Source organism: Marinobacter psychrophilus (genome assembly GCF_001043175.1).
GTDB lineage: Bacteria > Pseudomonadota > Gammaproteobacteria > Pseudomonadales > Oleiphilaceae > Marinobacter > Marinobacter psychrophilus.
Genome location: NZ_CP011494.1, coordinates 2421843 through 2446110, shown reverse-complemented (window position 1 = coordinate 2446110; position 24268 = coordinate 2421843). Strand labels below are relative to the sequence as shown.

Here is a 24268-nt window from a genome sequence, read left to right as displayed (position 1 = left end):
AAAATGAGTATTTCTTTATCGAAAGGCCAGGCAATAAGTTTGTCAAAAGACAATCCGGGACTGTCCCGTGTTTTCATGGGGCTGGGTTGGGATCCGGTGAAAAGCAGCGGCGGCTTCTTGTCGAAGCTGTTTGGCGGAGGTGCCTCGTCCATTGATTTGGACGCAAGCGTACTGGTCTTTGACAGCGCGAAGAACGAAATTGACAGAGTTTGTTTCACCAAACTCAAATCATCAAACGGTGCTATCACCCATGACGGCGACAATCTGACCGGTGAAGGCGACGGCGATGACGAAGTGATCCGGGTCGATCTGTCCCGCCTGGACGCAAAAGCTGCGCACCTTGTGTTCACTGTCAACAGCTTTCGCGGCCAGACATTCAATGAGGTCGATAACGCCGTTGCGCGTCTGGTAGACGACACCAACCAGCGCGAAATTTGTTCATACACGCTGCGCGAGCATGGTGCACACACCGGCGTTGTTATGGCGTCTTTGTCAAAAGGCAGCGACGGCTGGAGCATGACAGCCCACGGAGTTCAGGCTACCGGCCGCACTGTAGACGACCTGGTCGGCGTTTCGAAATCTGTCATCTAGCAGGAACTTAACTATGTTGAACTGGTTGAAAGACAAAAGTAATGAAGCTCACGCCCGCTTGACGGCGGAAGTGTCGAAGTTCCGCAATCGCACCTTTATGGAGGCTGTTGTTGCCTCCTGTGCCTTGGTAGCGGCGGCGGATGGAACCGTATCCTCTGACGAGAAACAGAAGATGGCGGGGTACATGCGGAATTCGGACGAACTCAAGCACTTTGCCATGACCGACGTGATTGCCTTCTTCGAAAAAGTGGTCGCGAATTTTGATTTCGATTCGGCGATCGGCAAGGCCGAGGCGCTTAAAGTGATTGGCCGCCTTCGTGATAACGAAGAGCAAGGCAGAGTTATGGTTCGTGTTGCCTGCGCGATCGGTGCGTCAGACGGAACCTTCGATGATGACGAAAAAGCTGTCGTGCGAGAGATTTGTGTGGAGCTTGGGCTAAAACCCGCCGATTTCGATCTTTAATCAGCCATTCACCGAGGGCGGCGCTCATGCCGCCCTCATTTTTTTAGAAAAACGGAATCATAAATGGACGGATTAACCACCTATCAGCTCGCGGTCATTGCGCTGGGTGCTATTTTCTTTGGGGTATGGCTTCTTGTTAAAGGTGGCGATCTCACGATCGATTCAGCGGTACGCATTGCTGAAAAGTCGGGTCTTTCGAAGATGTTCATTGCGGCGACCATTGTTGCTTTTGGTACGTCGGCGCCGGAGCTGTTTACATCGGTGAACGCAAACATCAGCGGCTTCGCAGGCATCTCGGTTGGCAACGTGATCGGGTCCAATATCGCGAACGTGCTGATGGTGATTGGTATTTCAGCAATGATCGCTCCGATCGTGTTTGACCGTAAAAAAGCTCAGGTCGACACCTTGGTGATGATTCTGGCGACTGTCGCTATGGCTGCAGCCGTCTGGGCCGGGCTCCTGCCCCGCTGGGCAGGTCTGGCGATGGTTTTCGCCATTGTTGCGTATGTGACCTACCAGTACAAAGCAAGTAAAATCGAAGTTGACGAAGACGAGGAGGGCGAAGACGCGAGTCCCGGGAATCCTTTTGTTATGGTCACGATCGGAATTGCAACGCTCGTGATCGGGTCGGAAGTGCTGGTTCAAGGAGCGGTTGCCGGCGGATTCGCTCTGGGCGTTCCTGAAGCGGTGATCGGGATGACCGTGATTGCATTCGGGACCTCCCTGCCTGAGCTCACCGCCTGCGTAGCGGCGGCTCGTAAGGGGCAGTCGGATATGATCATTGGCGGGATTGTTGGATCGAATATTTTCAACATCCTGTCGGTGATGGCGATTACGGCGGTAGTGAAACCGCTGGTGATCGATCCACGGTTCGGCCAGTTTGACCTGCTGATCGTTCTTGCCGTAACGTTTGTGTTCGCGCTCTTCCTGCTGTTTGTCGGTCGAATTGGCCGCATTGCTGGCGGGATCATGGCGGTTTCGTATCTGCTGTTCACCTTCGCTCAGTACAGCGGAGTGGCTGACGCATTCGTTGGGGTCGCGGCCCCTTGATGTACAACTGTTTATAACGATGTACAAAGAGTTTGGTAGCAACCTGTAATCTTTACCCGTCTGCTTTGGGCGGGTTACAACTTACATTTCGCAAAGGAAAACGACATGGCAATTTCTCTTAGTAAAGGTGGCAACGTTTCGCTTTCTAAAGAGGCTCCGGGTCTCACTTCCATCCTGGTTGGTCTTGGCTGGGATCCGCGCGTTACTGACGGCACAGAATTTGATTTGGACGCGTCAGTGTTTATCTGCGGTGAAAACGGCAAGGTGCGTTCCGACGAGGATTTTATTTTCTACAGAAATCTGGTTGGGCTTGGCGGCGCTGTTGAACATCTCGGCGACAACCGCACCGGTGAAGGTGAAGGTGACGACGAGCAAGTCAAGATCGATCTGTCAAAAATCCCGGCGGACGTAAAAAAGCTGGTTTTCGTAGTGACGATTCACGAAGCCGAAAAGAAAAGTCAGAACTTTGGCCAGGTTAGCAATGCGTTTATGCGCATTCTCAATCAGAACGGCGGCGCTGAACTTGCGAAGTACGACCTCTCCGAAGACTACTCAACCGAGACCGCTATGATCTTTGGTGAGATCTATCGGCATAACGAAGAGTGGAAAATGAAAGCAATTGGCGCCGGCTTTGCGGGCGGCCTAGGGCCATTGGCCACGGCACACGGCGTGAACATCGGCTAGTTCGGGGGCGGGTCGCCATTTTGGGGTGGCCCGCACCGGTTTATTAAGGAGTTCCTGATGACTGTCCTAGGCCCTGGCGCAAACGCGCCCCTTACCTCGAATGACCTAACCGTTCTGATCCGCCATGGCACAATACCGAGTGCGGATATTGATGTGTCCGCTTTTCTGGTCACTGCGTCAGGCAAAGTTCGGTCAGATGGGGATATGTGTTTCTACGGGCAGCCATCGGTTGCCGAGGGCGCTGTGGCGTTTACTGGCTCTGAATACGGCGAGTCCCGTTTTACTGTGGGGCTTGGCCAAGTTCCAGCCGGGGTAGAAAAGGTGGTGTTCACGGCCACGATTCACGAGAATCGAGCCTCTTTTTCCCGAGTTCCTGAGATCACACTGGATGCGGGCGGAGTACGGGGTGCCATTCCCTGCGCGGGTATGACAGAGACGGCGCTTATTTTGGCCGAGCTTTACCAGCGCAATGGAGCCTGGAAATTCAGGGTTGTTGGGCAGGGGTTCAACGGTGGGCTCTCCGCGTTGGCGAAACACCTTGGCGTTGAGATTGCCGAACCGTCGCCCCATGCTCCTACCCCGACGCCTGCTCCGACACCCGCGCCTGCTCCGACACCCGCGCCTCCTCCACCCCCGGCGCCTACTCCCATTCCGACTCCGGCCCCGGCTTCACGTCCAGCCCCGACTCCCGTTCCCCCGCCGTCAACAAGTCCGGTCAATCTCTCGAAAGTGAGTCTGACCAAGCAGAACAACACGGTTTCTTTGACGAAAGAGGGTGGCCGTTTTGGGAAAATGCAGATCAACCTGAACTGGAATCAAAGCCAGACCCAGAAAAAGACCGGCTTTTTCTCCAGAGGCTCGGTCGCGATCGACCTTGACCTGGGCGCGTTCGTAGAGACGCGAGACGGGAAAAAACATGTCATTCAGGCGCTTGGCAATGGCTTCGGTGACTTCCAGCAGGCTCCCTTTGTGCGATTGCTCGGGGATGATCGTACTGGCTCCACTTCAGACGGAGAGTGGCTTGAGATTAACGGGGACCGTTGGGCAGATATCAAGCGCGTTCTTGTTTACGCATTTATTTACGAAGGCGTCCCGAATTGGAAGGAAACGGACGGCATTGTTCGAGTGTTGGTTCCCGGGCAGCCAGAAGTCGAAATCCGGATGAACGAGTTCGAACAAGACGGCAGCATGTGTGCCGTGGTCGGCATAGACAATCACAACGGTCAAGTGCGCGTCTCCCGGCAGGTCACTTTCTTCAGTGGCCATAAGGCGTTGGACAAACAATACGACTGGGGATTCCGCTGGACCGCCGGCCGTAAATAGCCGGGCGCTCCTTTAAACTCCCCCGAACAGCTCGCGCCTAAACTCCCCAGAACAGCTCGCGCCGCCCCGCTTGTACCTCTCTGGCAACCCGCGCCGGGAGTTCGGGTCTTACTCCGGCGATGGAGTCAAGCAAGAGTGCAGGTAGGTTAACGTCTGTTAGCCCGGTCATTCCGATCCCACCTGAGGCGCGAGTGTTCACTTCCATCAGCCTTTGCGTTCCGGCCGTGTCCTCAATTGTTTGTAGGTTTAGTATGCCTGTCAGTCTGAATGTCTGTGCGACGAATCGGGCTAGCTCCTCTCCGTAGGTGTCATGAAGGAGCCGCTGTGAAGTCCCCGCTTTGATCCGGGTCACCGTCCCGAGCAGATGCCCGTCATGGCAAGAGAAATCGACGCTTCGTTCCGGGCCCTCCAGAAACGGCATCAGCATCATTGGCTCTGGCCGGTGTAGCGCTCCGAGCAATGCCCGAAAGGCAACGTCCGGCAGTTCCAGCGCCGATAGGCCGGAAAGTGGGGTCATGGCAGGCAGTTCGTCTCGAATTATCCGAAAGCCGGCCCCGTAAATGCCGGACGCGGGCTTTACGCACAGCGGGCCCGGGTGATCTGGGAAGAGTTCGCCTTCCCCGCGCAGACGTCCGTATTCTTCTGCTCCCTCAAAACGCCTGAACGGAGTGACCGGAACGCCAGCCGTCTCCATTCGGGAAAGGAATGTCGGCTTCTCCTCGAGAAACCCCATCGTGTTCGAGTCTGAGGCGGTCAGTAGCCGGATCCCACGCGCGGTGAACCAGTCCCGAAACCCGGCCAGCTCCTCACGTCGCCGATAAGGTAGAACCACGTCTGCCCTCTCTGTAAGCGCTACCTGTAATAGCCAGTCGGCATAGGCGTCTGGGCTCATCAGCCGGGTTTCGGCGGGCTCAGGCAATAGCTTGTCCGCTGCCAGGGCGATCGGGGTGTCGCGCCGCTCATGGGTCGCGATAACGTGAAGGTCTGGCCGGGCGCGACGCATCAGGTCGATCAGGTCCGCAGCACCAGAGATGTTGTGATTAAAGAGGATTCGCAAGAGGGGTTCCTATTTGTTGATGATCGTCCAATATTGATACAGGACTCCCGCCCAATTTCTGGCGGCATTATATCTAGGGGGCTGTGGCCGCGTAAATGGCAGAATTTAGGCTATCATGTCGCCTTGGCACTCATCGGTCACGTTCTGGGTGGTGGTTGGTTTGCGATGCTGGCGTAGCGCCGGGCACAGGAGGAAATGTGATTGAACCCGTGATTCCATCGTCCGCGAACGATGAATACTGGATGAACCGAGCTCTGGCGCTGGCGGCACAGGCCGCCGCTCTGGGCGAGGTGCCGGTGGGGGCGGTAGTGGTGATTGATGGCCAGGAAGTGGGCGCGGGTTTTAACAAGCCAATCAGCAGCTGTGACCCTACCGCCCACGCCGAAATCTGCGCCTTGCGCCAGGCCGCGACCTACCTGAACAATTACCGTTTAAGCGGCGCTACGCTTTACGTTACACTGGAACCTTGCACCATGTGTGTGGGCGCGATTATTCACAGTCGTATCAGCCGGGTGGTGTACGGTGCTACCGAACCCAAAGCCGGCGCAGTGGAATCGGCCCGGCGTACCTTTGATGAGCCTCACCTTAACTGGCGTGTTGAAACCCGTGGCGGTTTATTGGCAGAGCCTTGCAGTCGTATTATCAGTGACTTTTTTAGCCATCGGCGCGAACTCAGGCGCCAATTAGCCAAAACGGAGTAAATGGACATGAAAGTTCTCGTTACCGGCGGTGCCGGCTACATTGGCAGCCACGTTGTGCGCCAGCTGGCTGCTGCCGGCCACGACATTGTGGTGTTCGACAATCTTTCCACCGGCTATCGCTGGGCCGTTACCGCCGGCGAACTTGTGGTGGGCGACCTGGCAGACGCAGAGGCCATTGACGCCGTATTCAGCCAGCATCAGTTTGAAGCCGTATTGCACTTTGCGGCCAACATTGTGGTGCCGGAATCGGTCAGCAATCCCTTGAAGTACTACGCCAATAATACACGCAATACCCTGAATTTATTGCAGGCGGTTGAACGCCATAAAACGCCTTATATGGTGTTTTCGTCCACCGCTGCCGTTTACGGCACACCAGAGCAGACCGTGCTCACCGAAGACCTGCCGTTAGTACCCATCAATCCGTACGGCGCCTCTAAAATGATGAGCGAGCGGATGATTATGGATTTGGCCGCGGCATCGGCACTGAACTACGTTATTTTGCGTTACTTCAACGTTGCCGGTGCCAACCCCGAAGGCCTTCTGGGCCAAGCCACGCCGGAAGCGACCCACCTGATTAAAGTCGCCTGCGAATGCGCGACCGGCCAGCGCGAAGGCATGAGTGTCTTCGGCACCGACTACGACACCCGCGATGGCACCTGCGTGCGCGATTATATTCATGTGGAAGACCTGGCCAAGGCCCACGTCATGGCGCTGGATTACATGGCCCGTGGTGGTCAGTCACAGGTGATGAACTGCGGCTACGGACGCGGATTCACCGTTGATGAAGTCATCAGCGTGGTCAAACGCCTCTCCGGAGTCGACTTCCCGGTTCAGCGCAGTGGCCGCCGAGCGGGCGACCCCGCGGCGCTGATGGCGGATAACCAGTTGATCAAACACACCCTTGGCTGGCAGCCGGATCACGACAATCTGGATACCATTGTGGGCACCGCGCTGGCGTGGGAAGGCCTCTGGCAAACGCGCAAGCGCGAGCAATAGAACCGGGTTGGTAAAAATCCACAGTTACCCTTAATTTATTGAGAACGGCAGGAAACGATTTATGAATATAACGATTTTTGGCACCGGTTACGTAGGATTGGTAACGGGCGCATGCCTAGCGGATGTAGGCCATAACGTGCTGTGCATGGATGTGGATCAGGCCAAGATCGCGAAGCTGGAAAACGGTCAGATTCCCATCTACGAGCCTGGCCTGGAAAACATTGTGCGGCATACGGTCGAAGCCGGGCGCTTGTGCTTTACCACCGACGCTGAAAAAGCAGTAAGACACAGCAGCTTGCAGTTTATTGCCGTGGGTACGCCCCCAGACGAAGATGGCTCGGCAGATTTGCAATATGTCACCGCGGTCGCTCGCTCCATCGGCCAGTACATGGACGATTACACGGTAGTGGTTGATAAATCTACCGTACCTGTCGGCACCGCCGATAAGGTTAAAGCGGCAGTGCGTGGGCAGCTGGATAGCCGCGGTCTGGAGTTGGAATTCGATGTGGTGTCGAATCCGGAATTCCTCAAAGAAGGCGCGGCCATTAACGATTTCATGAAGCCGGACCGCATTATCATCGGCTGCGACAGTGACCGTGCCGCGGACATGCTGCGGGAAGTGTATTCCCCGTTTAACCGCAGTCACGATCGCATGGTATACATGGACATCCGTTCCGCCGAGCTGACCAAGTACGCCGCTAACGCGCTGCTGGCGACCAAAATCAGCTTTATGAACGAAATTGCCAACCTGGCCGAGCGCCTGGGCGCCGACATTGAAGCGGTGCGCCGCGGTATTGGTTCAGACCCACGTATTGGTTACCACTTTATTTACCCCGGCTGCGGTTACGGCGGTTCCTGCTTCCCCAAAGACGTGCAGGCTCTGGCCCGCACCGCTGAAAGCATCGGTTACGAGGCCAAGCTTCTGAACGCGGTGGAATCCGTCAACTACGCCCAGAAGCACGTGCTGTTTGACAAAATCAGCCACTATTTCCGTGGCGATCTGAAGGGTAAGGTTGTAGGTCTGTGGGGCCTGGCGTTCAAGCCCAACACCGACGATATGCGCGAAGCTTCGGCCCGCACCCTGATGGAAGACCTTTGGAAAGCCGGCGCTACCGTGCAGGCGTTTGACCCGGAAGCCATGGAAGAAACCCAGCGTATCTATGGCGACGAAGCACGCCTGACCCTGTGCGGCACCAAAGAACAGGCCATTAAAGGTGCCGACGTGCTGGCGATCTGTACCGAATGGAAAGAATTCCGCTCGCCAGATTTCAAGGCCATTGCCGAAAACATCAAACATCCCGTTGTATTTGACGGCCGCAACCTCTACGAGCCGGAAATATTGGAACGCCACGGCCTGTTGTATTACGCCATCGGCCGCGGCCGCAACCAGTTCCACAGCGAATAACAGGAAGCAACATGGCAAGCATCAACGGCTTTAATCTTCACGAACGCCTGGCGGCTGACACGTTAAGCTTAGGGCGCAGCCGTTTGTGTGAGCTTCGTTTAATGAACGATAGCACCTGGCCATGGGTGATTCTGGTGCCAATGCGGGCCGGCATTGGCGAGATCTACCAGCTTGATGAAGCCGATCAGCAGCGCTTGTTGTGGGAGTCGTCTGAACTCAGCCGCGGCATGATGGTGTTGTTTGCCGGCGACAAAATGAATGTAGCGGCGCTGGGCAATATGGTACCGCAGCTCCATCTGCATCATATCGTTCGCTTCGAGGGCGATCCGGCCTGGCCCGCGCCAGTGTGGGGTAAGCAAGCACCAGTGGCCTACGATGACGCAGGGCTTGCCCGCGTCCGCGAACAGCTGGCACCAGTCGCAGCCAAGCTGCAAAGCTAACGTTGTACAGAGCTAAAGTCGTACAGAGCTAAAGTTGTACGGAGTTGTAGGATAGGTTGGCAGGCTGTTCAGAGGCCGCTTTAGCCTCTGGCGCCCATCTCTTGAGCGCCTAACAATACCATTCTCAGCTCAACCTTCAGTTTAACTTTCAGCTGTTCCTGAATCTCTGTACTGGCATCCAGCGCTTCCGCTCCCTGGCTGAAAACCAGCGCCACCATAGCCTCGGCCACCAATTTGGGCTCTGCAAGACGGCGGCCCTCTGCGGCGGCAAAGCGGCGCAAGTCCACCGCCAGTTCCGTTGCCACATGATCAATCTCGGCTTTAATCGCCGTCCGAAAATGCTCCGACAGCCCGGTGCGTTCCCGTAGCATCAAGCGGAACAGATTAGCGTTGCCCTGCAAATATTCCATAAAGGTATCAATAGAGGTCGCGATTGCGCTGCCATCATCGCCGTTGCGAACGATGCGTCGACGAGCCTGGCGCATCAGCTGGCGCAATGCCACGCCGCCTTCGTCCACCAGAGTCATGCCCAGTTCGTCCAGATCTGTGAAATGGCGGTAGAACGACGTAGGTGCAAGCCCGGCTTGGCGCGTCACTTCACGCAGGCTCAGACTGCCAAAACTGCGGTCTGCGCTTAACTGAGCCAAGGCAGCGTCCATTAGGGCGCGGCGGGTACGGCTTTTCTGCTCAGCACGGGACGACAAAATAGCGACTCCAGGTAGGGTTCGAACTGCATATTCTAGCCAGCTACCGAGGCTGCGTCACTTAACTGTAAGTCGACAATAACGTTGGCCTTCAAACGGGCCTGATTTTCACCACCATTCTGTTTATAATGTCCTACTTTTGCAGTATCGTTCGCGCCTCATTTTGCGTGCCAAAACCAACTTGACAGCTCGCGCGCACGGCTGCTTGCCCGACTTTGCCGGGCCAACGCCAAGCACAACTCTAAACAGCCAAATTTAAACATCAGACACTACATATAACGGGAACCGGTATGCGCAGTCATTATTGCGGTGAGATCAACGAATCTCACATCGATCAGGAAGTTACACTCTGCGGATGGGTACATCGCCGCCGTGACCACGGTGGGGTTATCTTTCTGGATCTGCGCGATCGGGACGGACTTTCACAGGTAGTGGTAGACCCAGACGTTCCCGAAAGCTTTGCCCGGGCGGAAAAAGTCCGCAGCGAATACGTGGTGAAAATTACCGGCCGTGTGCGTCGTCGTCCCGCTGGTACCGAAAACAGCAACATGGCCACCGGCCAGGTTGAACTGTTGGGCAAAGAAGTGATTATTCTTAACGCTGCCGCCACGCCGCCGTTTCCACTTGACGAACACGTTGATGTGGGCGAAGACGTTCGCCTGCGCTACCGCTTTATAGACCTGCGCCGTCCGGAAATGCTGAATCGCCTGCGCTTCCGCTCGCGGGTTACCAGCTACATCCGCAATTATTTAGACAGCAACGGCTTTATGGACGTGGAAACCCCCATCTTGACCCGTGCGACTCCGGAAGGCGCCCGTGATTATTTGGTGCCCAGCCGCACCCACGAAGGCTCTTTTTTCGCGCTGCCGCAGTCGCCGCAGTTGTTTAAACAGATGCTGATGGTGTCCGGTATCGACCGCTACTACCAAATCGCCAAATGCTTCCGTGATGAAGACCTGCGTGCTGATCGCCAGCCAGAATTCACACAGATAGACGTCGAAGCGTCGTTTGTGAACGAAGAAGACCTGATGAATCTGAACGAGGGCATGATTCGCGCCCTGTTCAAAGACGTCATGCAAGTAGAGCTGCCAGACTTCCCGCGCATGCCGTATTCCGAAGCTATGAACCGCTATGGCAGCGACAAACCGGATCTGCGTATCCCGCTGGAACTGCAAAGCGTAGACGACCTGGTCGCCAACGTAGACTTCAAGGTGTTCGCTGGCCCTGCCAACGATGACAAAGGCCGTGTTGCTGCACTGCGCGTGCCCAACGGTGGCTCACTCAGCCGCAAGCAGATTGACGGATACACCAAGTACGTCGGCATTTACGGTGCCCGCGGCCTGGCTTACATCAAAATCAACGAGCTGGCCAAAGGCGCTGAAGGGCTTCAATCGCCTATCGTTAAGTTCCTTGGTGAGGACGTTGCGCTGTCGATTATTGAACGCGTTGGCGGCCAGGACGGCGACATCGTGTTCTTTGGTGCCGATCAAACCAATGTGGTGAATGAAGCCCTGGGTGCGCTGCGGATCAAAGTCGGCCACGATCTGAATCTGCTGACCTGTCAATGGGCGCCGATGTGGGTAGTGGATTTTCCAATGTTCGAAGAATTGCCTGATGGCGGCCTGACCGCTATTCACCATCCGTTCACCGCGCCCTCGTGTTCACTGGAAGAGCTGGCAGCCAACCCGGCCGCCGCGCTGTCCCGCGCTTATGACATGGTTTTGAACGGCACCGAATTAGGCGGCGGTTCCATCCGTATTCACAATCAGCAGATGCAGCAGGAAGTGTTCCGCATTCTGGGTATTACCGAAGAAGAGTCGCGCGCCAAATTTGGCTTCCTGCTGGACGCACTGAAGTTTGGTTGCCCGCCCCACGGTGGCTTGGCCTTTGGCCTGGACCGCCTGGTGATGCTGATGACCGGTTCCAGTTCCATTCGCGATGTGATTGCGTTTCCGAAAACCCAGAGCGCCACCTGCCTGATGACCCAAGCGCCGGGTGCGGTGGACGAAAAACAGCTGCGTGAGCTGCACATTCGCCTGCGCAAATCGGCTAAGGCTGTCGAGGGCAATATTGCGGACACTGACCGTATCGTCGACAACAGCAACGTCGACGGTAACGCCTGATCCGTGCCCATAATCCTCGGCGTTGACCCCGGCTCGCGCATTACCGGCTACGGTATTATCCGTGTCGAGGGCAGGCATACTGAATATATCGACAGTGGCTGCATCCGTGTGGGTGAAAAGCCCATGGCGGAGCGGCTACGAGTGATTTTTCAAAGTCTGGTCACGCTGATTGCGGAATTTCGCCCCGAAGAATTTGCCATAGAACAGGTGTTTATGGCTCGCAACCCGGATTCTGCCCTGAAACTGGGGCAGGCCCGCGGTGCGGCTATCGTAGCCGCAGCCACTAGCGGTCTGGAAGTGCACGAATACTCGGCGCGCCAAGTAAAGCAGGCGGTGGTGGGGTCAGGCGGCGCCGAAAAAGCTCAGGTGCAGCATATGGTGCAGGTGCTTTTGAGCCTCTCGCGCAAGCCTCAAGAGGATGCCGCCGATGCACTCGCCATAGCGCTTTGCCACGCTCACATGAATCAGAGCCTGTTGCGCGTAGCCGGGCAGGGCGGCAAAGCCCGCAGCGGGCGAATGCGGCAGCAATAACCGACACCTAACCGGCACCCGTGCCAGGAGCTTTGATGTGATTGGTCGTATCCGCGGCATTTTGCTGGAAAAAAAACCGGCCCAGGCGATTGTTGAATGTCAGGGGCTGGGTTATGAGATTGATATCCCCCTCTCTACTTTCCTTAACTTGCCCGATCCGGGGCAGGAACTCACACTACACACTCATTTTGTTGTTCGCGAAGACGCTCAAAGCCTGTTCGGTTTTTCCTTCAAGTTGGATCGCGACCTGTTTCGCCTGCTGATAAAAGTGAATGGTGTGGGTCCCAGAATGGCAGTGGGCATTCTGTCCGGGTTGAGCGCCGACCAGTTTATTCGCAGCGTGCAGGCGCGAGACACCAGCGCCCTGGTAAAACTGCCCGGTGTGGGCAAAAAAACCGCCGAGCGCCTGCTGATCGAGATGACAGACAGGATAGGTCAGCTGGAAGGGCAATTTGAACTGACGGCCGCGTCCGCTTATGGTGCAACGTTGCCTGCTAACGGCATGCCAGCGGCGAACGACCCCCGCGAAGAAGCCGAAGCGGCCTTGATAACGCTGGGTTACAAGCCCCAGGAAGCCGCTAAGGCCATCAGCCGTATTGCCGAAGTGGGCATGACCAACGAACAGCTGATTCGCATGGCGCTGCGCAACATGATACCAACGGTATGACACGGCTTTAATGTGCAGGGCACTGGCGCCGAACCTTGCGTCAGCGTAACGTGACACTCTGCACAACCTTTGTACACTTGCCACGCTTTTAAACAGTCATGACAAAAGAGCCGCTTACACAATGATCGAATCTGATCGCCTGATTTCGGCCAAAACCGCCGACTACGAAGACGTTCAGGACCGCGCTATTCGTCCTTCATTGCTGGCGGACTACGTAGGTCAGCCGTCGGTACGCGAGCAGATGGATATTTTTATCTCTGCAGCCCGCAACCGTCAGGAAGCGCTGGATCACGTACTGATATTTGGTCCGCCCGGGCTGGGTAAAACCACTCTGGCCAATATTATAGCGAATGAAATGGGCGTGGCGATCAAAACCACTTCTGGTCCGGTATTGGAAAAAGCCGGTGATCTGGCGGCCATGCTGACCAACCTTGAAGCCGGCGACGTGCTGTTTATTGATGAAATTCATCGTTTGAGCGCAGCGGTTGAAGAAATTCTGTATCCGGCGATGGAAGACTATCAGCTCGACATTATGATTGGTGAAGGCCCGGCGGCGCGCTCGATCAAGCTCGATTTGCCGCCATTTACCTTAATAGGCGCCACCACCCGAGCAGGTCTATTGACGTCGCCCTTGCGGGATCGTTTTGGCATCGTGCAGCGTCTGGAGTTTTACAACAACGCCGACCTGACCCATATTATTCTGCGTTCGGCGCGGCTGTCGTCGGTGCATATTGATGAGGCCGGTGCGTTTGAAATGGCGCGCCGTTCCCGCGGCACACCGCGTATCGCCAACCGCTTGTTGCGCAGGGTTCGGGACTACGCTGAAGTGCGCGCAGATGGCCGTATTACCGCTGACATCGCCGACTTGGCGCTGAACATGCTGAAAGTAGACGATCAGGGGTTTGATCACATGGACCGGCGTCTGTTACTGGCTATGATTGAAAAGTTTGACGGTGGCCCGGTGGGAGTTGAAAGTCTGGCCGCTGCCATCAGCGAAGAGCGCGGCACGATTGAAGATGTGCTGGAACCGTTTCTGATTCAACAGGGTTTTATGCTGCGCACCCCTCGCGGGCGCATGGTCACTAACCACGCTTACCAGCATTTCGGCGTGGTACGGGGTGAAGTAAAAGGCGAAATAGGCAAAGAAATGCAGGGCGAAGATTCAACGCGTCAGGCCGGAGCGGCCGCTGATGACTGAACTTATCAGTAACAGTTTTGTTTTACCCATACGGGTTTACATTGAAGACACTGATGCCGGCGGCATTGTTTTTCACGCCAACTATCTGAACTACATGGAGCGTGCCCGCACCGAGTGGCTTCGCAGCCATGGCATTGGTCTGCGTGCCGGCTTGGTTGATAACGTCAATTATGTTGTGCAGGGTATGGAGCTGTATTACCGCGCCCCTGCAAAGCTTGATGACATGCTGGAAGTTCGCGCTGTACCAATTTCCTTTGGTAGGGTGTGGATGAAGCTTCGCGAACAAGTCGTGCGCCAGTGCGATCAGACGTTGTTGTGCGAGGCCAGTGTCACCGTTGCTTGCGTCACCATGGACACGGGTCGGCTCCAGCGTTTACCCGCTAATATGACCAGCCTGCTCGAGCAGCAGGTGCAATAGGGCCAGTCGTCGCAGAGTGCGAAGCCGCTTTAGAAGCGCTTGAAGATTTGTTAAAAACGTTATTTGAAATACTGGCCAAACATAGATTAAAGAGTTTTCTGAAGAATCATCAAAATAACCGGGAGTAGAAGGTGGAATCTGAAATTTCGGTCTGGTATCTGATTTCCAACGCCGGTGTGCTAGTGCAGTTGGTGATGCTGTTATTACTGCTGGCGTCGGTAGCGTCTTGGGCGCTGATTCTCCAGCGCGTTCAGGTATTTCGTCAAGCCCAGCAGTCGCGGCTGGCGTTTGAAGAGCGGTTCTGGTCAGGAATGGACTTGGGCCAGCTGTACCGTGAGGTAGCTGCCGAACCCACGCCGTTTTCCGGTATGGAATCTATCTTTCGTGCTGGCTTTCGCGAGTTTTCCCGCTTGCGCCAGCAAAGCCAAGACGGAGACGCAGTAATGGATGGCGCCCAGCGCGCTATGCGAGTTGCCTTTTCCCGCGAGCAGGAACGGTTGGAAGCCAGCTTGCCATTTCTGGCAACGGTGGGTTCAACCAGCCCTTACGTGGGCCTTTTCGGTACGGTTTGGGGCATTATGAACTCCTTTCGCGGGCTGGCTCAGGTGCAGCAGGCAACCCTTGCCACCGTGGCACCCGGTATTTCCGAGGCCTTGATTGCTACCGCCATGGGCTTGTTTGCCGCTATTCCTGCGGTTATCGCCTACAACCGCTTTGCCGCGCGTTCCGATGCCTTGTTGAAAAACTACGAAACCTTTGCGGAAGAGTTTTCGAGCATATTGCACCGCCGGGTTCACAGCGGCGACAGAGCTGCATCGTGAATCTTAATTCGCTGAAGGTAAAGGTGTAACCTTATGAAAGGTATGGGGATGATGCCGGAAAGCCGGCGCAAACCAATGTCTGAAATCAACGTGGTGCCCTACATCGACGTGATGTTGGTGCTGCTGGTCATTTTTATGGTAACTGCGCCTATGCTGACCCAAGGCGTAAAAGTGGACTTGCCGCAAACCAGTTCCGACCCGATCCAAGCCGACAAAGACGTGGAAGCGATTATTGTATCGGTAGACAGCAACGGCGCTTATTACGTGGAAGTGGGTGATCGCGGTAGTGACCCGATGGCGTTGGAAGAACTGCAGTCAGAAGTCGCCAAAATTTTGTCTCAGCGCAGCAACAGCGAAGTATTGGTGCGTGGCGATGAACAAGTACGTTATGGCACGGTAGTACGCTTGATGTCGGCACTGCAAATGGCCGGCGCAGCCAATATAGGGCTTATTACTGAAGCGCCCTTGGACAAACCATGATGGCAGTGCAGGCGGGTTTGCGGTGAGCGGACGAGAACGCGACCAGAATAATGCTGGAACGCCAGCCTGGAAATCGCCGGTGGCGTTTTCCGTTGGCTTGCACCTATCGATCTTGGTGATAGCCATAAGCGGCTGGAGCTGGAGCAGCTCTAACTACGAACCACCACCGCGCAGCATTTCTGCCCGGTTGATCAGCCCCGAGCCACGGCCAGCGTCAGCCGTAACCGAGGTGGACCAGCCTGATGAAGCCGAAAAGCGCTTGGTAGAAGATCGCAAGTTGGTTGAACAACAGCGTGAGGTGGAGCAGCAACGTAAGATCGAAGAGCAAAAGAAGAAACAGGAAGCGGACGCTCGCGTGCAACAGCAGGCAGAACAGAAACGCGAGGAACAGGCACAGGAAAAAGCCCGTGCGCAGGCTGAAAACAAAGCGCAGGCAGCAGAGGCTGCGAAGCTGAAAGCCAACGCTAAAGCCAAAGAGTTGGCCCGGCAGAAAACAGAACAGCAGGCAGAGCGCGAGCGTCAGGAAGTAAAGCGCAAAGCCGAGGAGCAAAAGCAGCTGGAAGAGCAGCGCAAAAAGGCAGAAGCGGAACGTCAGAAGCGCGAAAAGCAAGTTCAGGATCAGGCCGAGCAGAAACGCGTAGAAGCCGAGCGCAGACTGCGTGAGCAAAATTTAAAAGCATTGGCGCAACAGGCTACAGACGCCGAAGCTGACCAAGCGCGCAAATCACAACAGGCCGCCGCCGCCAGCGCGCAGGAAGCGCAAATGCTGACCGATGCAGAAAAGTACCAGGAGTTGATTCGCGCTCGTGTAACTGAGGTTTGGTACTACCCGTCATCCACCACAGAGGGTATGAAAGTACAGTTGCAGCTTTCGCTATTGCCTACCGGTGAGTTAACTGGCGTCACTTTGGTGCGGGGCAGTGGGAATATGGCATTTGATAACTCAGCTCTGAGTGCGGTGCGTTCATTAAACCGCTACCCGGTGCCTAATGATCGAGATACGTTTGAGCGTTACTTTCGTCGGTTTACGATCGAGTTTACACCGAGCCGTTAATACTGGAACACAGACAATAACATGACACAGGTTCTGAATATGACGTGGTCTTCGACGTTTACAAACACGCTGCGCGTGACGCTGACGCTGGTTTTGTTGTTATCGACCAGCTTGCCACTGCGCGCTGAGCTGCTTATCCGCATCACCGAAGGCGCCGCTTCGGCGCTGCCGATCGCCATCGTGCCGTTTGCCGAAAGTGGCGCCATACCGCCGGGCGATACCTTGGCCAACATTGTGCAGTCCGATCTGACCATGAGCAGTGAGTTCCGCACTCTGTCAGCGGAAAAAATGCTCAGCCTGCCGTCGCAGCGCTCTGAGGTGCACTTCCGTGATTGGCGACTGCTGGGCCAGCGCTATGTGTTGGTTGGCCAGTTGGCCCGTCAGGGTGATCGTCTCGAAGCCCGCTATGAGCTGTTTGATGTGAACCGCGAGGAACGCATTTTGGGCGAAAGCGCGGGTGCGCCTTTGGGTAATATGCGGACCCTGGCACACTACGTCAGTGACCGGGTTTATGAAGCCATTACCGGCGATCCGGGGGCTTTTTCGACGCAACTGGCGTATATCACTCGAGAAAATGTTGGCGATAAGGTTCGTTATCGCCTGCAGGTCAGCGACATTGATGGTAAGCGGTCGCGGGTTCGCCTTGAAAGCGCTGAACCGATTCTGTCGCCGGCCTGGTCGCCGGATGGCAGTCGCCTGGCGTATGTCTCGTTTGAAACCGGCAAGCCGGCGATTTATGTGCATGAACTGGCCAGCGGAAAACGTACGAAAATAGCTGATTTTCGTGGTTTGAACTCGGCTCCGGCCTGGTCTCCCGACGGCAAATCCCTATTGATGACCTTGTCCAAAGACGGCAATGCTGACATCTACCGGATGGATCTGGCCAGCCGTGATCTGACCAAGCTCACTGACCACTGGGCCATTGAAACCGAAGCCACCTTCAGTGCCGGCGGCGATGAAATTTTCTTTACCTCTGACCGCTCTGGTGGCCCGCAGATCTACCGTCAGAAAGGCAAGGGTGAGCCGCGTCGGATCACCTTCGGTAGCCGCTACAATGCGCGCCCGAGGCCAGACAATAAAGGCGAGTTTGTGTATTACGTGCACCAGAGCAGCAACGGGTTTCACATTGCGCGCACCAATCTTAAAAGCGGGGAAGAAACCGTGCTTACCCGCACCGAATCCGATGAATCACCCAGTGTCTCCCCCAACGGACGCATGCTGATCTACGCTACTCGTCAGGGTGGTGCCAGCGTGTTGACGGTTATCTCGGCGGATGGCGGCGCAGCCTATAGCTTGCCCGCTACCGAAGGTGATGTCCGTGAGCCGGCGTGGGGCCCGCTGCCTCGGTAACTGTCTGGCCTAAATAAGGTCAGCCGGTGAGTTATGAAGTGAACGCAGTTTTGATCAATTTACTACCATGTTGCAAACCATTGACTACTCATTTTTAACCCATTGACTACAAGGAAATGCTCATGAAGTTTTCAGTTCAGTCCAAAGCTATTGCCATGCTGTTCTCGGTCGGCCTCATTGCCGGTTGTAGCTCCACGGGCGACCAGATGGAAGACGCCAGTTTTGGTTCAGACGTGTCAGCAGTAGACCAGCAAGGTGGCTCCACTGTTTACAGCGATGGCACTCGTGACGGCGTATCGTCGGAACAGCTGAGCGATGAAGAGCGTATGGCCGCACAACAGCAGTCGCAACAAATGGCACTGCGTGGCGTTACCGTGTTCTACTTTGATTTTGACACCGCTGAAATCAATGCAGAATCTCGTGACGTACTGGTTGCCCATGCGCGTTACCTGTCTGCCAACCCGTCAATGAACGTACGCCTGGAAGGCCATGCGGACGATCGTGGCACCAGTGAATACAACCTGGCTCTGGGCGAGCGCCGTGCTAACGCAGTGCAGCGCTTTTTGATTGTAAATGGCGCGTCCCGTGGCCAGCTCGAAACCATCAGCTATGGTGAAGAGAAGCCAGCGGTGCAAGGCATGAGCGACAGCGCCCGTTCCCAGAACCGTCGGGTAGAGCTGATTTTCCGTTAACCGTTGCTGTTAGCATCTACAGGAACTTTTAGTATCCAACAGGTACGCCCATGACTAAAAAGCTCATGGCGGCTGCCACCCTCCTGCTTGCGGTAACGCAGGCAGGAGTGGTGCTGGCACAGTCGTCGACACCGGCATTTCAGAACAACACGTCTGAGGCCAGCCGTCAGGCCGGCAATAATCAAGCGAGTGCAGAACTGTTTTACATGCTTCAGCAGTTGCAGGGAGATGTGCGACGCTTGCAGGGTGAGGTGGAAGAGCAACGCCATCTGGTAGACCGCCTGGAGCAACAGGGCCGCGATCGCTACATTGATCTTGACCAGCGTATTCTGAAGCTGACTGCAGCGCAGCAGCAGGCTCAGGCGGCCGCCATTGCCGCACCTGCGCCCGCACCTGCCAGCGTGCAGGCGAAAGACTATCGTCAGCCTTCTGCTGAAGAAAGCAAAGCTTACAACGGTATTGTTGATCTGATTCGTAACCAGAAAAAATACGATCAGGCGATCACCCAGATTTATGAGTTTCTAGATACTTATCCTGAAGGTGACCTAACCGTGAACGCCTATTACTGGCTCGGTGAAGTCTATTTGGTAAAACCCCAGCTAGAGCAGGCCAAGCAGGCCTTCAGTATTGTTGCCACGCGCTTTGCCGACCACCGCAAAGCACCAGATTCAACTTACAAGCTTGGGGTTACTCTAGACCGGCTGGGCGAAAAGGAAGAGGCCGGTCGGCGAATGCAAACGGTGGTAAAAAACTACCCGGACAGCAGCGCAGCGAAGCTGGCTCAGAGCTATCTTGACGGCCAAAGCAGCGGCGATTGAAGCTCAGTGTTTGGAAAAAATGAAAAAAACGGGCGCAAGGGGTTGATCACGCCTGAAAAATCATTAATATGTGCGCCTCGCTCGGGGTCGTTAGCTCAGTTGGTAGAGCAGTTGGCTTTTAACCAATTGGTCGATGGTTCGAATCCATCACGACCCACCAAACATCCGTCAGGGTCTTGCAAGCGCAGTGTGTTAGTACAGATTGCGGTTATAGAGATTCTCGATGGTAAGCACTGAAGTGTTGCAGTGCTGCGGTGGTTTAAAGCAGTTCCAACACGCAAGCACGCCGACCAACAGGCTGTTTGTTATTCAGTGAGCAATTTAGGGTCGTTAGCTCAGTTGGTAGAGCAGTTGGCTTTTAACCAATTGGTCGATGGTTCGAATCCATCACGACCCACCATTATTCAAGATCTGCTGCAAAGCAGATCTTTTTTTGTCTTTTTTTCTCTTTTTTCACCTCTGACTCATCACGCCCGGCGTCTTCACGTGTTTTCCGTCGTTTTTTGCCCTGCTGCCAGGCGATACACCGGAGTTTGAAATGATATACTCGGTTGCCGAAGGTTACTGCCAGAAAGCAATTGAGAGAAGCCGTACATGACGAAAGCTGAAGACCGTATCCGTGTTCAGGAATACCTGGCCCACGCCGCGGAGCCCAAGCTCCTCAGCGCTAAAGAAAAAACGCGGCTTGAAGCTCGCATCAAGGCTGCTCTAAAGGAAAAAAACGCTGTTCTGGTGGCGCACTATTACACCGACCCAGACATTCAGCGCTTGGCTGAAGAAAGCGGTGGCTGTGTAGCCGATTCCCTGGAAATGGCCCGATTTGGCAATCAACATCCCGCGTCTACCGTGGTGGTAGCCGGCGTTCGTTTTATGGGCGAAACCGCTAAAATCCTGAATCCGGAAAAAACCGTTTTAATGCCTACCCTTGAGGCCACCTGCTCGCTAGATGTCGGTTGCCCGGTGGATGAGTTTTCAGCTTTCTGCGATGAACATCCAGACCGCACTGTGGTGGTGTACGCCAACACCTCGGCGGCGGTTAAAGCCCGCGCCGATTGGGTAGTCACCTCAAGCTGCGCCCAAGCCATTGTCGAATTGCTGGACGCCCGCGGTGAAAAAATCCTGTGGGCGCCAGACAAACACCTGGGCCATTGGGTGCAGAAAACCACCGGCGCCGATATGCTGCTGTGGAACGGCTCCTGCATTGTGCACGAAGAGTTCAAGCACCGGGGCCTGGAAGATCTGAAGGCGCTTTACCCCGATGCTGCCGTATTGGTACACCCGGAATCACCGGATGCGGTAGTGGAATTGGCCGACGTTGTAGGGTCTACCTCACAGCTGATCAACGCCGTACAAAACTTGCCGAATGAACGCTTTATTGTGGCGACCGACAACGGCATTTTTTATAAAATGCAGCAGCTGGCGCCTAACAAAATCCTGATTGAAGCGCCCACCGCCGGTAACGGTGCGACCTGTCGCAGCTGCGCCCAGTGCCCGTGGATGGCTATGAATGGGCTAGAAAACTTGCTGGCCGTGCTGGAGGCGCCAAAGGGCCAGACCAGCAATCAGGAAGTGATGGTAGACGAAGCCCTGCGTGAAGACGCTCTGCGGCCTTTACAGCGCATGCTGGATTTTACAGCCAATATGAATTTGAAGGCCGTCGGCAACGCCTGACAGGGTTTGACCTCAGGCCCCCTGCGGGTTTTTGCTGCGGTGGCGGGAGTTCTCTCTATCAGCCATTACGCCGAACATTAAGCTCGGCCGAAATGGCGCTCAGGCGTTCGGTGACAATCTGGCGCATGGGCGAGCCGGCTGTCAGTTTTTCCTGGGCTTGGCGTAATTGGCGCTGGGCCGATTCCAGGTCGCCCATTAATGCATCGTATTCCGCCCTTGCCCTGTGCACTCCCACAATATTGCGCGCCATGCCTTCGGCTTCTGCCAGCTTAAACCACAAGTGTTCCTGTTGCGGTTTTTTGCGAGCCAGCTGCGACAGCAGTTCCGCCGCCGCTGCGCCGTTATCCGAGGCCAGTTCCAGCTGTGCCAGCGTGTGGGTAATCGGGTAGTTGCCCGGGTTGCGGGCCAACGCCCGCACCAGCAGCGCCCGAGCTTCGGTCAGGCGCCTGGCGGCAATCAAGCTTTGTGCCAGGGTCACCTGAAAAGTAATGCGCCCTGGATTGGCCAGCAATAGCTGATTAAGCAGAGTCTCGGCCTCAGGGTATTGACCATCTTTAATATAAGCCACCGCCAGCCCATAGCGAATGGCCGTATTGCTGGCGTTGCTGCCGAGGCTGTTGCCAGAGCCGGCAATTTTTGATTCGTTGAGAGCCGCCCTGAAACTGTCAATAGCAGCTGCCGCAGAGACCGCATAATGCACCTGCAGGCGGGCCCGTATCAGATGGTATTCCGGGCTGTCTTCGATGTGCTTTAACGGGTATTGTTCTGCGCGGTTCTGAGTGTCAGCAACCCGGCTTTGGGTTAGCGGATGGGTAGACAGGTACTCTGGCACGCGGTTGCCTTGCAAGCGGTTTTGCCGCGTCATAATTTCAAACATTTCCGGCATTCCCCGCGGGTCTAGCCCGGCATTGGCAAGAATGTCCAGCCCGACTCGGTCCGCTTCCTGCTCATTGGCGCGGCTGTATTCCAGCATGTTCTGAATCGCCAGGGCCTGAGTACCGACAATGGCGGCAATGCCAATGTCAGACTGGGTCACAGCGGTTAGTACAATACCGGCAATCAGGCCGGCGATGGTCAGTGGGGTGCTGGCTTGCTGCTGTTCCAGGCGGCGGGCAAAATGGCGTTGGCTAAGGTGGGCCAGCTCGTGGGCCAGCACCGATGCAAACTGTTGTTCGGTGCGGGCAAACAGAAACAGACCGCCGTTTACCCCCACAATGCCGCCGGGCACCGCAAAAGCATTGATGGCAGGGTCGTCAATCAGCGCCAGCGTCAGGTCACGGTTCTGTAGCGGCGCCGCTGGCACCAGGCGGTAAAGAATGGAGCTCAGGTAGTCATACACCAAAGGGTCAGTAATCTGTGGAGCAAAGCGTCGCAGTGACACCAGGACCTGGCGGCCGATATCGGCTTCCTGCTGGCCTGCAATCAGGCCGCCACCGGTGCCGCCAATGGTGGGCAGCGTGCTACCCTGTCCTTGGGCAGCAGCGCCTGTACTGACACTTATGGCGGTTAACGTCAGTGCCAGCAGCGCACAAAGCAGGGTATTGAAGCGAAGGTGGCCATTCAGGCTGTTCATGTTCTGGGTCTATCCTGTGTCGGAATATCCTGAGCGTCACATAACCAATGATTGTAATGCAATACAATAACACTGGCGGCATAATGCCGGCTCATTAATCAAACGCTGTTACGGGTTAACGTTTAACATGGCTGATCGAACTCTGGATGTATCGGGCCTGCAATGTCCGATGCCTCTGCTAAAAACCAAACTCGAACTGAACACCATGGCCCCCGGCGAACAGCTGGAAGTGGTTGCTACAGATCCTGGTTCAGCCAGAGACATTCCGGCGTTTATTGCCTTGTCTGCCCATCAGCTGGTGGAATCTGCCGTTGACGGCAGCCAGTACCGTTTTGTTATCCGCTGCGGCGATTCAGTAAGGCAGAGCCGGTAATGGTTAGAATATTACGAGGATTTGCTCACAAATACTTTTCAGATGAAGAAGCCGTCATTCTTGGGCTGATGCTGATTATCGGCACTATGTTCGTCATCTGGTTTGGCGCTATGCTGGCCCCGGCCATTGCTTCGCTGATCGTTGCCTTTATTCTTCAGGGTCTGGTGACCAAGATGTTGGCTTGGAAAGTGCCGGAACCGCTGGCTATCCTGATTGTGTTCTTGCTGTTTCTCGGCATTTTGGCCGGCGCCATTTTCGGCCTTATGCCGCTGGTGTGGACCCAGTTGTCCAATCTGGCCCGAGAAACCCCGCGCATTATCGGTGAATTACAGTCCTATCTGGAACTCTTACCCGAGCGCTACCCGCAGTTGGTGTCGCTGGATGCCGTAGCGACTATTTACCAGCAGGTGTCGACCGAAGTCGGGCAGGCTACCCAGTGGTTGGTGACAGCATCACTGTCCAGCATTCCGGACCTGTTGGCGCTGCTGATATACGCTGTTCTGGTGCCCATACTGGTGTTTTTCTTCCTGAAAGACCGCGACGTTCTGTTGGATTCTATTGCTCGCATGTTGCCACCGCAGCGTGCAACCATGCGCAAAATCTGGCATGAAGTGAATCTCCAGTGCGCTAACTACGTGCGTGGTAAAGCCCTCGAGATCCTGATTGTTGGAACCACCACCTATATAGCCTTCAAGATTTTGGGTATGCCTTACGCCGCCTTGCTGTCTTTGCTGGTGGGTCTGAGCGTGGTCATTCCTTATATTGGCGCCGCCGTTGTCACGGTGCCAGTGGCTATTATCGGCTTGTTTGCTTTTGGCTGGGGTAGCCAGTTTATCTGGATAATGGTGGCCTACGGTGTCATTCAGGCTTTGGACGGTAACGTGTTAGTGCCGGTGCTGTTTTCTGAAGTAAACAACCTGCACCCGGTGGCCATCATTGTCGCGGTTCTGTTTTTCGGTGGGATCTGGGGGCTCTGGGGCGTATTTTTTGCCATCCCGCTGGCCACAATGCTAAAAGCGGTAGTGGCCGCCTGGCCGGTGAGAGAGTTACCTCCGGCACCGACCAATCGCTAACGGCAGATAACG

Annotated in this window: 26 protein-coding genes and 2 tRNA genes; 25 read left to right on the top strand and 3 right to left on the bottom strand. The window is 55.5% G+C overall.

From position 1 onward, the window contains the following. Nucleotides 1-3: 3 nt before the first annotated feature. The 5 genes from ABA45_RS10960 to ABA45_RS10940 all read left to right on the top strand — a co-directional run bounded on the left by ABA45_RS10960 (nucleotide 4) and on the right by ABA45_RS10940 (nucleotide 4111). Nucleotides 4-591, top strand: coding sequence for a TerD family protein (locus ABA45_RS10960; protein WP_014871621.1), 588 nt, complete (start codon nucleotides 4-6; stop codon nucleotides 589-591). 13 nt (nucleotides 592-604) lie between these two features. Further along, complete coding sequence (locus ABA45_RS10955) at nucleotides 605-1054, top strand: tellurite resistance TerB family protein (protein WP_048386080.1); 450 nt, start codon at nucleotides 605-607, stop codon at nucleotides 1052-1054. Between the two features lie 63 nt (nucleotides 1055-1117). Beyond that, nucleotides 1118-2104: a calcium/sodium antiporter gene (locus ABA45_RS10950; protein WP_048386078.1), complete on the top strand. Its 987-nt coding sequence runs from the start codon at nucleotides 1118-1120 to the stop codon at nucleotides 2102-2104. 105 nt (nucleotides 2105-2209) lie between these two features. Beyond that, nucleotides 2210-2788, top strand: coding sequence for a TerD family protein (locus ABA45_RS10945; protein WP_014871618.1), 579 nt, complete (start codon nucleotides 2210-2212; stop codon nucleotides 2786-2788). Nucleotides 2789-2845: 57 nt separating this feature from the next. Beyond that, entirely contained in the window at nucleotides 2846-4111 is a 1266-nt protein-coding gene (locus ABA45_RS10940) for a TerD family protein (protein WP_048386076.1), read from the top strand. Between the two features lie 37 nt (nucleotides 4112-4148). Here ABA45_RS10940 and ABA45_RS10935 read toward each other — a convergent pair whose 3' ends face one another. Beyond that, nucleotides 4149-5168, bottom strand: coding sequence for an ATP-grasp domain-containing protein (locus ABA45_RS10935; protein WP_048386074.1), 1020 nt, complete (start codon nucleotides 5166-5168; stop codon nucleotides 4149-4151). Between the two features lie 197 nt (nucleotides 5169-5365). On the opposite strand from ABA45_RS10935, the gene tadA reads away from it, so the two are divergent. The 4 genes from tadA (at nucleotide 5366) to ABA45_RS10915 (ending at nucleotide 8710) form a co-directional block, all read left to right on the top strand. Continuing rightward, complete coding sequence (gene tadA, locus ABA45_RS10930) at nucleotides 5366-5869, top strand: tRNA adenosine(34) deaminase TadA (protein WP_084708329.1); 504 nt, start codon at nucleotides 5366-5368, stop codon at nucleotides 5867-5869. Between the two features lie 6 nt (nucleotides 5870-5875). Next, complete coding sequence (gene galE, locus ABA45_RS10925) at nucleotides 5876-6865, top strand: UDP-glucose 4-epimerase GalE (protein WP_014871614.1); 990 nt, start codon at nucleotides 5876-5878, stop codon at nucleotides 6863-6865. A 61-nt stretch (nucleotides 6866-6926) separates the two neighbouring features. Beyond that, on the top strand, nucleotides 6927-8270 hold the full coding sequence (locus tag ABA45_RS10920; protein ID WP_048386072.1) for a UDP-glucose dehydrogenase family protein: 1344 nt from the start codon (nucleotides 6927-6929) through the stop codon (nucleotides 8268-8270). An 11-nt stretch (nucleotides 8271-8281) separates the two neighbouring features. Further along, nucleotides 8282-8710, top strand: a complete 429-nt coding sequence (locus ABA45_RS10915; protein WP_048386069.1) for an HIT domain-containing protein — start codon at nucleotides 8282-8284, stop codon at nucleotides 8708-8710. 80 nt (nucleotides 8711-8790) lie between these two features. Here ABA45_RS10915 and fabR read toward each other — a convergent pair whose 3' ends face one another. Continuing rightward, nucleotides 8791-9414, bottom strand: a complete 624-nt coding sequence (gene fabR, locus ABA45_RS10910) for an HTH-type transcriptional repressor FabR (RefSeq protein ID WP_048386067.1) — start codon at nucleotides 9412-9414, stop codon at nucleotides 8791-8793. 290 nt (nucleotides 9415-9704) lie between these two features. Here fabR and aspS point away from each other — a divergent pair, with 290 nt between their 5' ends. The 14 genes from aspS to nadA all read left to right on the top strand — a co-directional run bounded on the left by aspS (nucleotide 9705) and on the right by nadA (nucleotide 21237). Continuing rightward, the gene (aspS, locus tag ABA45_RS10905; RefSeq protein ID WP_048386065.1) at nucleotides 9705-11537 is read left to right on the top strand and encodes an aspartate--tRNA ligase; all 1833 of its coding nucleotides are present in this window, start codon (nucleotides 9705-9707) and stop codon (nucleotides 11535-11537) included. 3 nt (nucleotides 11538-11540) lie between these two features. Beyond that, nucleotides 11541-12068 carry a crossover junction endodeoxyribonuclease RuvC gene (gene ruvC, locus ABA45_RS10900; protein WP_007352044.1) on the top strand — a complete coding sequence of 176 codons (528 nt, stop codon included), beginning with the start codon at nucleotides 11541-11543 and terminating at the stop codon, nucleotides 12066-12068. Between the two features lie 37 nt (nucleotides 12069-12105). Then, complete coding sequence (ruvA, locus tag ABA45_RS10895; protein WP_048386063.1) at nucleotides 12106-12735, top strand: Holliday junction branch migration protein RuvA; 630 nt, start codon at nucleotides 12106-12108, stop codon at nucleotides 12733-12735. A gap of 121 nt (nucleotides 12736-12856) precedes the next feature. Beyond that, nucleotides 12857-13933 carry a Holliday junction branch migration DNA helicase RuvB gene (ruvB, locus tag ABA45_RS10890; RefSeq protein WP_048386061.1) on the top strand — a complete coding sequence of 359 codons (1077 nt, stop codon included), beginning with the start codon at nucleotides 12857-12859 and terminating at the stop codon, nucleotides 13931-13933. After that, nucleotides 13926-14351: a YbgC/FadM family acyl-CoA thioesterase gene (locus ABA45_RS10885; RefSeq protein WP_048386059.1), complete on the top strand. Its 426-nt coding sequence runs from the start codon at nucleotides 13926-13928 to the stop codon at nucleotides 14349-14351. The genes ruvB and ABA45_RS10885 overlap by 8 nt, the downstream gene beginning before the upstream one ends. A 131-nt stretch (nucleotides 14352-14482) precedes the next feature. Continuing rightward, complete coding sequence (tolQ, locus tag ABA45_RS10880) at nucleotides 14483-15172, top strand: protein TolQ (protein ID WP_048386057.1); 690 nt, start codon at nucleotides 14483-14485, stop codon at nucleotides 15170-15172. A 33-nt stretch (nucleotides 15173-15205) separates the two neighbouring features. Next, a complete protein-coding gene (gene tolR, locus ABA45_RS10875; protein ID WP_041635260.1) occupies nucleotides 15206-15652 on the top strand; it encodes a protein TolR in 447 nt (148 codons plus the stop codon). Between the two features lie 79 nt (nucleotides 15653-15731). Next, nucleotides 15732-16706: a cell envelope integrity protein TolA gene (tolA, locus tag ABA45_RS10870; RefSeq protein WP_048388997.1), complete on the top strand. Its 975-nt coding sequence runs from the start codon at nucleotides 15732-15734 to the stop codon at nucleotides 16704-16706. A 39-nt stretch (nucleotides 16707-16745) separates the two neighbouring features. Beyond that, the gene (gene tolB, locus ABA45_RS10865; protein ID WP_227506012.1) at nucleotides 16746-18056 is read left to right on the top strand and encodes a Tol-Pal system beta propeller repeat protein TolB; all 1311 of its coding nucleotides are present in this window, start codon (nucleotides 16746-16748) and stop codon (nucleotides 18054-18056) included. Nucleotides 18057-18178: 122 nt separating this feature from the next. Next, nucleotides 18179-18748: a peptidoglycan-associated lipoprotein Pal gene (gene pal / locus ABA45_RS10860; protein WP_048386052.1), complete on the top strand. Its 570-nt coding sequence runs from the start codon at nucleotides 18179-18181 to the stop codon at nucleotides 18746-18748. 50 nt (nucleotides 18749-18798) lie between these two features. Then, nucleotides 18799-19566, top strand: coding sequence for a tol-pal system protein YbgF (gene ybgF, locus ABA45_RS10855; protein ID WP_048386049.1), 768 nt, complete (start codon nucleotides 18799-18801; stop codon nucleotides 19564-19566). 84 nt (nucleotides 19567-19650) lie between these two features. Further along, nucleotides 19651-19726: transfer RNA gene (locus ABA45_RS10850), tRNA-Lys, on the top strand. Nucleotides 19727-19890: 164 nt separating this feature from the next. Then, a tRNA-Lys gene (locus tag ABA45_RS10845) sits at nucleotides 19891-19966 on the top strand. Nucleotides 19967-20160: 194 nt separating this feature from the next. Then, nucleotides 20161-21237, top strand: a complete 1077-nt coding sequence (gene nadA, locus ABA45_RS10840) for a quinolinate synthase NadA (RefSeq protein WP_048386047.1) — start codon at nucleotides 20161-20163, stop codon at nucleotides 21235-21237. A 58-nt stretch (nucleotides 21238-21295) separates the two neighbouring features. Here the strand turns inward: nadA and ABA45_RS10835 are convergent, their stop codons facing one another. Next, nucleotides 21296-22810, bottom strand: a complete 1515-nt coding sequence (locus ABA45_RS10835) for a M48 family metalloprotease (protein WP_053076177.1) — start codon at nucleotides 22808-22810, stop codon at nucleotides 21296-21298. A 127-nt stretch (nucleotides 22811-22937) separates the two neighbouring features. Here ABA45_RS10835 and ABA45_RS10830 point away from each other — a divergent pair, with 127 nt between their 5' ends. Beyond that, nucleotides 22938-23183: a sulfurtransferase TusA family protein gene (locus ABA45_RS10830; protein ID WP_048386045.1), complete on the top strand. Its 246-nt coding sequence runs from the start codon at nucleotides 22938-22940 to the stop codon at nucleotides 23181-23183. Then, nucleotides 23183-24256, top strand: coding sequence for an AI-2E family transporter (locus tag ABA45_RS10825; protein WP_048386044.1), 1074 nt, complete (start codon nucleotides 23183-23185; stop codon nucleotides 24254-24256). The genes ABA45_RS10830 and ABA45_RS10825 overlap by 1 nt, the downstream gene beginning before the upstream one ends. Nucleotides 24257-24268 lie beyond the last annotated feature (12 nt).